Annotated in this window: 9 protein-coding genes; 1 reads left to right on the plus strand and 8 read right to left on the minus strand. The window is 72.2% G+C overall.

Annotated features, from left to right (window positions below; translation table 11 throughout):
* Positions 1-7: 7 nt before the first annotated feature.
* The 7 genes from FHX71_RS17885 to FHX71_RS17915 all read right to left on the minus strand — a co-directional run bounded on the left by FHX71_RS17885 (position 8) and on the right by FHX71_RS17915 (position 9,202).
* Positions 8-841, minus strand: a complete 834-nt coding sequence (locus tag FHX71_RS17885) for an ABC transporter ATP-binding protein (protein WP_182618894.1) — start codon at positions 839-841, stop codon at positions 8-10.
* Positions 838-1,650, minus strand: coding sequence for an ABC transporter permease (locus FHX71_RS17890; RefSeq protein WP_182618895.1), 813 nt, complete (start codon positions 1,648-1,650; stop codon positions 838-840). Before FHX71_RS17890 ends, FHX71_RS17885 begins: the two co-directional genes overlap by 4 nt.
* Positions 1,647-2,915, minus strand: coding sequence for an ROK family transcriptional regulator (locus FHX71_RS17895; RefSeq protein WP_220490183.1), 1,269 nt, complete (start codon positions 2,913-2,915; stop codon positions 1,647-1,649). Before FHX71_RS17895 ends, FHX71_RS17890 begins: the two co-directional genes overlap by 4 nt.
* A gap of 198 nt (positions 2,916-3,113) precedes the next feature.
* Positions 3,114-5,624 (minus strand): glycoside hydrolase family 43 protein, encoded by a 2,511-nt coding sequence (locus tag FHX71_RS17900; protein ID WP_220490184.1) that lies wholly within the window; start codon positions 5,622-5,624, stop codon positions 3,114-3,116.
* A gap of 445 nt (positions 5,625-6,069) precedes the next feature.
* On the minus strand, positions 6,070-6,906 hold the full coding sequence (locus FHX71_RS17905; protein WP_182618896.1) for a carbohydrate ABC transporter permease: 837 nt from the start codon (positions 6,904-6,906) through the stop codon (positions 6,070-6,072).
* A gap of 2 nt (positions 6,907-6,908) precedes the next feature.
* Entirely contained in the window at positions 6,909-7,856 is a 948-nt protein-coding gene (locus tag FHX71_RS17910) for a carbohydrate ABC transporter permease (protein WP_182618897.1), read from the minus strand.
* Positions 7,853-9,202: an ABC transporter substrate-binding protein gene (locus FHX71_RS17915; RefSeq protein ID WP_312877104.1), complete on the minus strand. Its 1,350-nt coding sequence runs from the start codon at positions 9,200-9,202 to the stop codon at positions 7,853-7,855. The genes FHX71_RS17910 and FHX71_RS17915 overlap by 4 nt, the downstream gene beginning before the upstream one ends.
* 189 nt (positions 9,203-9,391) lie before the next feature.
* On the opposite strand from FHX71_RS17915, the gene FHX71_RS17920 reads away from it, so the two are divergent.
* Positions 9,392-10,324 (plus strand): sugar-binding transcriptional regulator, encoded by a 933-nt coding sequence (locus FHX71_RS17920; RefSeq protein ID WP_182618899.1) that lies wholly within the window; start codon positions 9,392-9,394, stop codon positions 10,322-10,324.
* Between the two features lie 74 nt (positions 10,325-10,398).
* Here the strand turns inward: FHX71_RS17920 and FHX71_RS17925 are convergent, their stop codons facing one another.
* Positions 10,399-11,895, minus strand: a complete 1,497-nt coding sequence (locus tag FHX71_RS17925; RefSeq protein WP_182618900.1) for a mannitol dehydrogenase family protein — start codon at positions 11,893-11,895, stop codon at positions 10,399-10,401.
* Positions 11,896-11,914: the final 19 nt, after the last annotated feature.

Genomic DNA, 11,914 nt, shown 5'->3' on the forward strand with positions numbered 1-11,914 from the left:
GGTGTCCTCAGTTCTGTGTCTGGGTGGAGGTCTGGGTGTCTGTGGTCTGGTGGTACACGGCCCGCCACACCCGGTTGCGCAGCTCCGCGAACTCCGGGCTGAGCCGCACCTCCTCGGTGCGCGGGTAGGGCAGGTCGACGTCGATCACCTCGTGGATGCGGCCCGGCCGGGCGGCCATGACCACCACGCGGCCGGCGAGGAACACCGCCTCGTCGACGTCGTGCGTGATGAACAGGACGGTGCGCTTCTCGGTGCTCCAGGTGTCCAGGAGCTGCTCCTGGAGCCGCACGCGCGTCAGGGCGTCGAGCGCCCCGAAGGGCTCGTCCATCAGCAGGATCGACGGGTTGACGGCGTAGGCGCGGGCGATGGCGCACCGCTGCTTCATGCCGCCGGACAGCGTCTTGGGCAGGGCGTCCGCGAACTGCTCCAGGCCCACCAGGCGCACGTAGTGCTCGGCGCGCTCGCGCCGCTCGGCGGCGGGCAGGCCCGCGACCTTGAGCCCGAACTCGACGTTCTTGCGCACGGTCAGCCACGGGAACAGCGCGTACTGCTGGAAGATGACGCCGCGCTCGGGGCCGGGCCCGGTCACGCCGGCGCCGTCGACCAGCACCTGGCCCGACGTCGGCGCCTCCAGCCCGGCGACGATGTTCATCAGGGTGGACTTGCCGCAGCCGGACGGGCCGACGACGGTCACGAACTCGTTGTCGGCGACGTCGAGGTTCACGCCGTCGAGGGCGACGAACTCCTCGTCCTTGAGGGCGAAGGTCTTGCGGGTGTCCCGCACGGAGATCTTGGCGGCGCCCGTCGTCGTGCGCGGGGCGTCCTGCGTGCTGGTGGTCATCGTCGCTCCTGCCATCCGGTCAGCCGGGTCTCCGCGAGCAGCAGCAGCCGGTCCATCACCAGGCCGAGCACGCCGATCGCGACGATGGAGACGAAGATCGTCGCGAGGTCGTAGTAGGTCTGGGCCTGCTGCATGCGGAACCCGAGGCCCGCCTGCGCGGCGAGCAGCTCCGCGGCCACGAGGGTGGCCCATGCGGAGCCGAGGCCCACGCGCATGCCGACGAGGATGAACGGCGAGGACGCCGGCACCACGACGCGCAGGAAGATCGTGCCGTCCTTGGCCCCGAGCACGCGGGCCGCGTTGATGAGCGTCCGGTCCACGCTGACGACGCCCTGGTACGTGGAGATCACGCAGGCCAGGAACGCGGCGAGGAAGATGACGAACACCTTGGGCAACTCGCCGATGCCCATCAGCACCAGCACGAGCGGCAGCAGGGCCAGCGGCGGGATGGTGCGGAAGAACTGGATCCACGGCTCGAACAGGCCGCGGGCCGGTACGTACCAGCCCATCAGGAAGCCGACCGGGACGGCCGCGGCCGAGCCGAGCAGGAACCCGGCCAGCACCCGGCCGAGGCTGGCGAGCAGGTCCTCGCCCAGGGTGCCGCTGACCGTCAGGTCCACGGCCTTGGCGAGCACCTCGGGCGGCGTCGGGAGCTGGAGGCCGCTGAGGGCCAGCACCCACCAGATGCCGATGCCCGCCACGATCGAGACGGCGTTCAGGGTCAGCAGCGTGGTGCGTCTGCCCGCCCGGCGGCGGGGCGGTGACCCGTTACGCGCTGGGGTCGGGGTCGACACGGTCGACGTGGTCACAGGGCTCTCCTCAGGCGTGCGTGCAGTGCGGGCATCGGGGTGCGCAGGGTTCCGCGCAGGTCGGCGTCGCCGTCGGCGGCCTCGGGCTGGGGGTAGCCGGCCAGCAGCGGGGACAGGTGGAAGGCGGCGGCGAGCGCGCCGAGCGCGCCGTCGGTGTCGCGCAGGCGGCCGGCGCGCACGACGAGCGGCTCGTCGGTGGGCAGCGGGTGCAGCTCGTAGCGCAGCGTGGCGGCCGCCTGCTCGACGATCACGGGGGCGACGTGCACGATCTCGCCGCCGATCACGATCTCGTCGGGGTCCAGGGTCAGCGCCGCGGTGCTGAGCACCCGGCCCACGGCCGCGCCGACGTCGCGCAGCACCGCCTCGACCACGGGGTCGCTGGTGGCGACGACGGCGGCGAGGTCATCGAGCGTGGTGACCTCGACGCCCCGGGCGCGGCAGGCCGCGAGCACGGCCGGCGCGGAGGCGACGGTCTCCAGGCAGCCGCGCTTGCCGCAGCGGCACCGGCTCCCGGCCGGGTCGACGTTGATGTGGCCCAGCTCGCCCGCGAACCCGTGCGCCCCGGTGCCGATCCGCCCGCAGACGACGAGGCCGCCGCCCACGCCGTCCGACAGCCGCACGTACAGGAGGTCGGTCGCGCCCTCGGGCTGGGAGACCGCCTCCGCGAGCGCCGCGAGGCGCGTGTTGTTGTCGACGACGACGGGCGCGCCGAACCGCTCGGCGAACGCGCCGTGCACGTCGTGCGGGGCGGAGCGGCGGGCCCACGAGACCTGCTTGCTGTCGACGCGCCACCCGCCGTAGGGGCCGACGACGCCGATGCCGACAGCCTGGAGCTCGCCGAAGTGCAGGCCGTGCTCGCGGGCGAGCCGGTCCACCAGCCGGAAGGCGAGGTCGAGGCGGCGGGGCCACGGGGTGTCGTCGTCGTAGTGCTCGACGCCGGAGGCGACGGTCTCGCGGGCGGCGTCGGCGACGGCGGCCCGGACGCGGCGGTGCCCGAAGTCGACGCCCAGGTACTGGCCGGAGCCGGGGTCGAGCGCGAGGCGCTCGGCGGGCCGGCCGCTGCCGCGGCGGGTGGCGGCGTCGGTGTCGACCACGACGACGGCGCCGCGGCGCAGCAGCTCGGCCGTGGTCTCGGACAGGGTGGTGCGGGACAGGCCCACGCGGCGGGCGAGCTCGGCGCGGCTCAGGGGGCCGTCGCGGAGCGCGGCCAGCACACGGCTCTCGTGGGCGCGGCGTGCGGCGCTGCCAGTTGTCGTCGTCGACATGCTCGTGACCATAAGGACCCCCGAATTTTTCCGTCAACGACCCGGCAGAAAACACGACCAATTCCGTCGGATTCAACCAGAACTCTCGCTCGACGCTGGTCGAGCTTGTCGAGACCCCCGTCCGCCGGTCGAGACACCCATCCGCTGGTCGAGCTTGTCGAGACCCGGGTCTCGACAAGCTCGACCGGCGATGATGAGTCAGGGGAGGGCGTACGTGCGGACGTAGTCGAACGTGGCCGTCGCGCCCGCCGTGTTCATCGCGACCAGGCCGGTGCGCAGGGGCTGGTCGTCGGGCAGGGTCCAGACGCCGCCCCACCGCCACGTCTCGCCGTCGGTGCTGGACGCCATGCGCACCTCGTACTCCGCGTTCGCCGCGTCCCGGTGCACGGCGAGCCGCAGCCACGTGGTCTCCCCCGGCGCCGGGCCGAACATCGGGGCGCTGTACGCGGCCGACGGCGGGGTGCTGGTCGTCCGGGCCGCCTCCTTGGTGAACTCCACCGTCTGCGCAGCGCTGCCGGGCTTGCGCAGCAGGCCGAGCTGGGAGTGCACCAGCTTCACGAACTGATCGTCGTCCGCGTAGAGCACGAGCCCGGCCTGCCGGTTCACGCCCACGCCGTCGAGAGTCAGCTTCGTCTCGACCAGGTAGTCGCCGGTGGGGGCGTCGCGGGTCAGCACCGAGGCGGTGTTGGTGCCCTGGTACAGCTCCGCGTTCTGGGTGGGCCAGGTCAGTGCGCCGTCGTCCAGGCGGACGCCGGCAGCGGGGCCGCGCACCCAGGTCCAGCCGGTGTTGGCTGCGCCGGTGGTTTCCGCGCCGGCGCCGTCCGCGCCGGTCCTGGCCGCGCCGGTGCCGGGCACGACGTCGCCGTCGAACTCGTCCGAGTGCTCCGGCAGCAGCGCGCCCGGCTGCGGGTCGGGCACGCGCTCGGTCACGGGACGCGCGGCGGGCACGAGGCTCACGTTGTCGGCGGCGGCCGCGCCCCGCGCGGTGACGCCCACCGGCACGCGGCCGGCGGCCCCGCGCACCGTGAGGCCGACGCTGCCGAGCGGCTCCTTGAGGTTGTCGGCCGACACGGTGGCCGTGTACGCGCCCGAGCGCGCCTCCCGGTCGAGGGTCACGACGTTCCAGTCCCCGTACGGGAAGTTGTCCGGCAGCGGCGTCGCCGCCCGCTGCGCCCTGGGCCCGCGACCCGTCTCCAGACGCAGCTCGCCGGCGGCCCGGTCCACCCAGGCGGTCACGCGCCCGGCGCCCGTGCCGAGCGCGAGTCCCGCGGCGCCGTCGTCGTCCGCGACGCGCAGGTCAGCCTGGGCGCGCAGGTCACCGCCAGCGCGGTCCCGGCTGGTCAGGGTCGCCCCGTCGAGGGCGGCGTACGGCCCGGTGTCCGGTTCCTGCCCGACGACGACGTCGCCGCCGGCCCGCCAGCCGGCCAGGGAGCCGTCCGCGAAGGTGCTGCTCACGGGGCCGCTCGTCACCGGCGCCCGCTGCGGGCCCGACGACGGTCCGGCGCCCGCGTTGACGACCGGCCAGCCGTCGATCCAGTCGAGGCGGTCGATCATCAACGGACGCTTGGACAGGTTCAGCACGCCGTTGCGGGTGTCCACGGGCGGGAAGTCGGGGTCCGCCTCCGGGATCGCGTGGTATGCCATCCAGTCCTGACCCGCCAGATCGGTGATCAGCGAGTGGTGCCCCGGTCCGGCGTAACCGTCGCCGTTCGACGTCAGCACGTAGCCGCCCTTGCTCGACTCGGCCATGAGGTCGGTGCCGTCGTCGTCCACGAAGGGGCCGACCGGGCTGTCGCTGCGCCCCACCTTGACGGTGTAGCCGCTGAACGCGCCCTCGCAGCAGCCCGCGTCGGAGTACATCAGGTAGTAGAGGTCGTCGTGCCGCACCACGTACGCGCCCTCGGCACGCCGCCCCTGTGCCACCTGGGTCACGGGTCCGGTGAGCTCGCCCGCGCCGGGCGTCAGCTCCGAGACGCAGAGCACGTCGTAGCTGCCCCAGTACAGGTAGAGGGTGCCGTCGTCGTCGGTGAAGAGCGCCTGGTCGATGTTGCCGGTGGGGCAGCCGTCGATCGGCGCCGACGGCACCAGCAGTTCGTCGCCGTGGGTCCACGGGCCGGTCGGCGTCGGCGCGGTGGCCACGGCGAGGCCGCCCGTGGAGAGCCCGTAGGTGAGCAGGTACTCGCCGTCGACGTAGCGGATGTCGGGCGCCCAGGCACGCGAGTTGTCGCGCCACGTGGCGGGGACGTCGTCGGACTGGATCACCTCGCCCGCGTACTCCCAGGTCACGAGGTCCGTGGAGCGCAGGATCGGCAGGATGCGCTCCCCCGGCTCGCCCTGGCTGTTGAACACCGGGTTCTGCGTGCCGTACGCGTACCAGGCGCCGTCCTTGCCGCGGATGACGGCGGGGTCGGGAAAGGTGTCGGTCACCCCGGCGGAGACGGGGTTGGTGTAGGTGGCGGGCGTGGCGTCGGACGGCAGCCCGGCCGACGTCGGCGGTACGGCAGCAGTCGGCCGTGCGACGGACGTCGCGACGTCGGCGGCGTCGGACGTCGCGACTGCGACACCGGCGGCGGCGTCAGCGACGGTGCCGACGTCGGCGTCGGCAACCGCCGGCACGACAGGGCCGAGGCCCCCGGCCAGCACGGCCGCGGCGCACGCCGCGACCCAGGCGGTGCGGACAGGTCTCCGTTGATCTGATCCAAGGCGCATGCCGCCCATCGAACGGTGCCCGATTTTCTCCGGCAAGTACCCGACAGAAAAAGTAGGGAATTCTGCCGACTCCCGGCACTTCACCCCGACCACGGACTCCGGCCGCCTCGCACAACCACTGACTCCAGCCGCCGCCTCGGCTGCTGACTTCGGTTCAGCAGGCTCCAGACGGCCGCATCCGCCCGCCAAACGGTCGCCCCCAGCCTGCTGAACCAACCTCAGTCCAGCGGCCCCGCCCATACCGCCGACGCCGCCGACACCACCACCAACGCCGCCGCCGTCGGCCCGCCCCTGACGCCGCCGACGTCCACACCACCGCCACCCGGCCGCAGGCCGCCGTCAGCCCCGCCCCGCCCCCGCAGCACATTGGTCTACCCAGCGATTGGGCCCGAAACCGACGTGGTTTCGGGCCCAATCACTGGGTAGACCAACCCCTTACTTGCCCCTACTTGATCGCACCCATCGACAGCCCGCGCACGAGCTGCTTCTGCGCCACCCAGCCCGCGATGATCACGGGCAGCGACGCCAGCAGCGCCGCCGCGCACAGCCGGGCCAGGAACAGGCCCTCGCTCGTCATGGTCGACACGATGAGCACCGGCACCGTCGCCGCCCGGGAGGCGGTGAGGTTCAGGGCGAAGAAGAACTCGTTCCACGAGAAGATCACGCAGATCAGCGCCGTGGCGGCGATGCCGGGGGCCACCATCGGGATGAGCACGGACCGCAGGGTCCGCATCAGCCCGGCGCCGTCGACGGACGCCGCCTCCAGCACCTCCCCCGGCACCTCCAGGAAGAACGACCGCATCATCCACACCGCGATCGGCAGGTTCATCGCCGTGTACAGGACCACCAGGGTCCAGATGTTGTCGAGCACCTTGAGCTGCCCGGCCACCACGTAGATCGGCACGATGACGGCCACGACGGGCAGCATCTTGGTGGAGATGAAGAAGAACAGCACGTCGCTGACCTTCTCCACGGGCCGGATCGACAGCGCGTACGCCGCCGGGATGCCCAGCAGCAGCACGAGCACGGTCGAGACGCCGGTCGCGATGGCGGAGTTCGCCACGTACACGCCGGACCCGCCCTCGATCACGGCGCGGAACTGGTCGAGCGTGGGCGTGAAGAACCACGTGGGCGGGTCGGACGCCGCCTGGTTCTCCTGCTTGAACGCGGTGGCCGCCATCCAGGCGACCGGGAAGAAGAAGGCGAGCGCCAGCAGCCAGGTCAGCGTGGTCAGCACACCACCCGTGGCTCGACGGCGGTACGCCCGGGTCACGTCGGACATGCTCACTCCTTGACCTCGAAGCTGCGGAAGATGAGGCGCAGCGCGGCGGAGGCCACGATGATCGTGGCGATCACGACGACGACGCCCATGGCGGCGGCCTGCCCGATGTCGAACCCGAGGAACGCGCGCTGGTAGATGTAGAACGGCAGGTTGGCGCTGGCCGTACCGGGCCCGCCCGCCGTCATGAGGTAGATCTGGTCGAACGTGTTGACCACATAGATGACGCCGAGCAGCACGCCCAGCTCGATGTACCGACGCAGGTGCGGCAGCGTGATCGAGCGGAAGACCCGCCACGGGCCGGCGCCGTCGACCGACGCGGCCTCCAGCACGTCCTTCGCCTGGGCCTGGAGCCCGGCGAGCACCAGCAGCATCATGAACGGCGTCCACTGCCAGACCAGCGCCATCAGGATCGCGATGATCGGGTAGGTCGACGTCCAGTCGACCGCCTCGATGCCGAACACGCCGAGCACCCAGTTGAACAGGCCGTACGTGGGGTTGAGCAGCGCGACGGACCACAGCACCGACGTCGCCACCGGCATCACCAGGAACGGCGTGATGAGCATGGTGCGGGCCACGCCCCGGCCGAAGAACGGCCGGTCCAGCAGCAGCGCCAGCACGATGCCGAGCACCATCGCCACGAGCACGCAGCCCAGCGTGATGACCACCGAGTTCAGCGCGGTCTGCCGGAACGTCGAGTCCTGGGCGATGTCGATGTAGTTCGACAGGCCCACGAAGATGTCCTCGCCGGGCCGCAGCAGGTTCTGCCCGCGCAGCGAGTACCAGATCGTCACGAGGAACGGGAGCTGCGTGACGATGACGGTGAAGATCAGGGCCGGCAGGAGCGGGCCGCGGCGGCGCCACCCCTCGGCCTTGCTGATGGACCGCTCCGCCGCCGAGGCGCGGGCCGCCCGGCGCGAGCTCTCCAGCCGGTCGATGGTCGAGGTGCTCATTTCCCCTCCTGGGCCCGGTAGGTCTCCGCCACGGTCTCGGCGTAGCGCTGCGACTGTGCGATGGCCTCGTCCACGGTGACCTGTCCGGCGATCGCCGCGGACATCTGCTGGCCCACGCGGGTGCCGAGGTCCTGGAACTCCGGGATGCCCACGAACTGGATGCCCGGGTAGGGCACCGGGTGGGTCATCGCGGCCTCCTGCGTGGCCCCGTTCATCGACTCCAGGGTCGCGTCGGCGTAGGCCTCGGACACCTCGGCGTACTCGGGGATCTCGTAGGTGGACAGCCGGCTGCCCGGGGGCACCCGCTCCCAGCCGATCTCCTCGCCGACGGTCTTGATGTACTCCTTGTTCGTCATCCAGGACACGAAGTCCCAGGCGGCGTCCTTGTGCTCGCTCGTGGACGGGATGGCGAGGGACCAGCTGTAGAGCCAGCCCGCCGACTCGGTGTCCGCGACCGGCGCGGGCGCGTAGCCGACCTTGCCCGCCACGGTGGAGGACGCAGGGTCCTCGATGGACGAGACCATCGACGTCGCGTCGTACCACATGGCCGACTGACCCTGGGCGAACCGGGTGAGGCAGTCGCCGAACCCGGACGTCGCGGCGCCGGGCTGGCCGGAGGTCTGCACGGTGTCGATGTAGGTCTCGATGGCCTCACGGCTCTCGGGCGAGTCGAGGGTGGCGTTCCAGTCCTCGTCGAACCAGCCGCCGCCGAACGTGTTGATCGCGGTGCTCATCGGCGCCATGACCTCGCCCCAGCCGGCCAGGCCGCGCAGGCAGATGCCCGAGAAGTCCTCGGCGGGCTCGTTCAGCTCCGCGGCCAGCTCCCGCACCTCGTCCCAGGTCGGGTTGGCGGGCATGTCCAGCCCCGCCTGCTCGAACAGGTCGGCGCGGTACGCCAGGAACGACGACTCGCCGTAGAACGGCACCGAGTACATGTCGCCGTCGCGCGAGAGGGCCTCGCGGACGCTGGGGACGAAGTCCTCGGCGTCGTAGCCCTCCGTCTCGTCGATGTACGGCTGCAGGTTCTCGATCCAGCCGTTCTCGGCCCACATCGGCGTCTCGTAGTTGGAGATCATGACGACGTCGAACTCACCGCCGCCGGTCGCCACGGACGCCGTGATCTTGGCGCGGGCCTCGTTCTCGGGCAGCGACACGAAGCGCACGTCGACGCCCGGGTGCGCGGCACGGAACTCGTCCTGCAACGAGATCGCGTCCTGCATCTGCGGGTTGGAGACGATCGCGACCACGATCTGCTCGCCGTCGTCCCCGCCCACGGCTCCCGCCCCGGCACAGCCGGACAGGGCCAGCGCGGTGGCCGCCGTCGCGGCGGCCGCCGCCCATCTCACCGAGTTACCCCTCGGAGGTCGGAACATCCTCGTCCTCTCCTCGGCGCAGCCTCTCCGCCGCGCTCATCTGAGAATCTTTAACTGCTCATCTGCATCCGCAGACTAGTTCGGTATGCTCAGGTGAGCAAGGCCCCCACTCAGAAGTCGCTCAAATGGTTCCCGCCACCACTCGCGGGAGTGAGGACGAAGGTGACCCCGAACGACACGAACCTCATGGTCGAGGTGAGTACCGACTACTACCTCGACGGCAAGTCGAAGGTCGAGATCGCCCGTGACCGCGGCATCTCCCGTTTCCAGGTGGCCCGGCTGCTCGCGCAGGCCCGGGAGCAGGGCGTGGTGCGCATCGAGATCAACGCGCCCGGGGTCGACGGCGAGCGCGGCGCGCGCCTGGCCGCCCGCCTCGGCGCGCGTGAGATCCTCGTCGCGCCCAGCGGCCCGGACCCGGCCGCCACGCGCGAGAACGTCGCCGTCGCGCTCGCGCGCACCGCCCGGGAGCAGATCACCGAGGGCATGACCGTCGGGGTGTCCTGGTCGCGCACGGTCGAGGCCGCGGTGCGGCACATCGGGCAGCTCCCCGAGTGCGACGTCGTGCAGCTCGTCGGCGCCCTGCCCGTCGAGGGCAGCGGCAACTCCCTGGCGCTCATAAGCACGTTCGCGCAGATGCCGGGCGTGCGCACCTGGCCCGTCTGGTCCCCGCTCCTGGTGGCCGACGCCGCGACCGCCGCGGGCATGCGCCGCCAGCCCGAGATCGCCGACGCCCTCGCGCGGGCCGACCACCTCGACGTCGCCGTCGTCGCGATCGGCAACTGGTCCGAGCGCACCTCCACGGTGTTCCCGCAGATCAGCGTCGAGGAGCAGCAGGCGGCCACGGCCGCGGGCGCGGTCGCCGAGTGCTCGGGCCGCCTGTTCGACGCCGCGGGCAGGCCCGTCCGCACCAGCCTCGACGAGCGCGTGGTGGGCGTGACACTCGAACAGCTCACCGGCACGCCCCGCGTCATCGCGATCGGCTACGGGTCCGCCGTCGCGCCCGGCCTGCTGGCCGCGGTGAACGGCGGCGTCGCCGACACCCTGGTGGTCGACGACGCCGCCGCGGCGGCGCTGGAGATCATCGCCCCGAGCTAGCCCCGAGCTGACCGACGCCGCTGGTCGAGCTCGTCGAGACCCGGGTCTCGACAAGCTCGACCAGCGACAGCGAGTCAGCCCCGGGCGACCAGGTCCTCGACCGTGGCGCGGGCGCCCTGCTCGTGCAGGGCGTCCAGCGCCGCGGTGTAGGCGGCGGTGAAGCGCTCGTCGTCGACCAGGTCGCCGAACACCTCGCGGTCCCGCAGGAACGCCAGCGGGTCCTCCGCCTGCGCGAGGGCGGCGCGGTGCAGGCGGTCGGCGAGCCGGTCCACGATCTCGATGGGCTCGCCGGCCTCGTCCGTGCCCTCGTCGTACCGGGCCCAGGAGGCCACGACGAGCGCCGCGTGCTCGATCGGCCCGCCCGTGGCCAGGTGGTGCCGCACCACGGGCAGCAGCCACTTGGGGATGCGGTCGGACGACTCGGCGCACAGCCGCGCCAGGGTGTCTGCCACGTGCGGGTTCGCGAACCGCTCGATCAGCGTGGCCTTGTACTGGTCCAGGTCGATGCCGGGCACCGGCTCCAGCGTGGGCGTGCCCTCGCGGTCCATGTACCCGCGCAGGAACCGGGCGTACACGTCCTGCCCGGCGACCTCGTGCGCGTACCGGTGACCGGCCAGGTAGCCCACGTAGCACAGGGCCTGGTGGCTGGCGTTGAGCAGGCGGAGCTTCATCAGCTCGTAGGGCTCGACGTCGGGCACCACCTGCACGCCGGCGTCCTCGAACGGCGGCCGCCCCGTCGGGAAGGTGTCCTCCAGGGCCCACTGCTCGAACGGCTCGGCCACGACGGGCCAGGCGTCGTCGACGCCGAACCGCTCGGCCACCAGGGCACGGTCGGCGTCGGTGGTCACCGGCGTGATGCGGTCCACCATGGAGCTCGGGAACGCGACCTCGGTCTCGATCCACGCCGCCAGGTCGGCGTCCTTCGCGCGGGCGAACGTGGTGAAGGCGCGGCGCGCGACCTCGCCGTTGCCCTGGATGTTGTCGCAGCTCATCACGGTGAACGGCGGCACGCCACGCTCCCGCCGTCGGCGCAGGGCCTCGGTGACCAGGCCGAACGTCGTCGCGGGGACGGCGCCGTCGGCCAGGTCCGCGGCGACCGCCGGGTCCGCCAGGTCGAACTCGCCGGTCACGTGGTGGATGTTGTAGCCGCCCTCGGTGACCGTGAGGGAGACGATGCGGACCTCGGGCGAGGCCATCTTCTCCAGCACGGCCTCCGGGTCGTCGGGGGCGAGCAGGTACTCCTTGATCGACCCGATGACGCGCGCCTCCAGGCGCCCGTCCGGGTGCTTGAGCACCAGCGTGTAGAGGCCGTCCTGGGCGGCCAGCGCGTCGCGCATACGGGCGTCGCCCGGCAGCACGCCGACGCCGCAGACCGCCCAGTCGAGCGCCTTGCCCTCGGCCATCAGCCGGTCCAGGTACATCGCCTGGTGCGCGCGGTGGAAGCCGCCCACCCCGAGATGCACGATCCCGGTGGTGAGCCGGTCGCGGTCATAGGTGGGCACCGTCAGGTCTGCGCCGTCCGGCGCGGACGCCACCAGGCTGCCCACGGTCTCCTCGTCGAGTGCCGTCATCGTGCTCCTCCGCCGCCTT

Source organism: Promicromonospora sukumoe (genome assembly GCF_014137995.1).
GTDB classification, from domain to species: Bacteria; Actinomycetota; Actinomycetes; order Actinomycetales; family Cellulomonadaceae; genus Promicromonospora; species Promicromonospora sukumoe.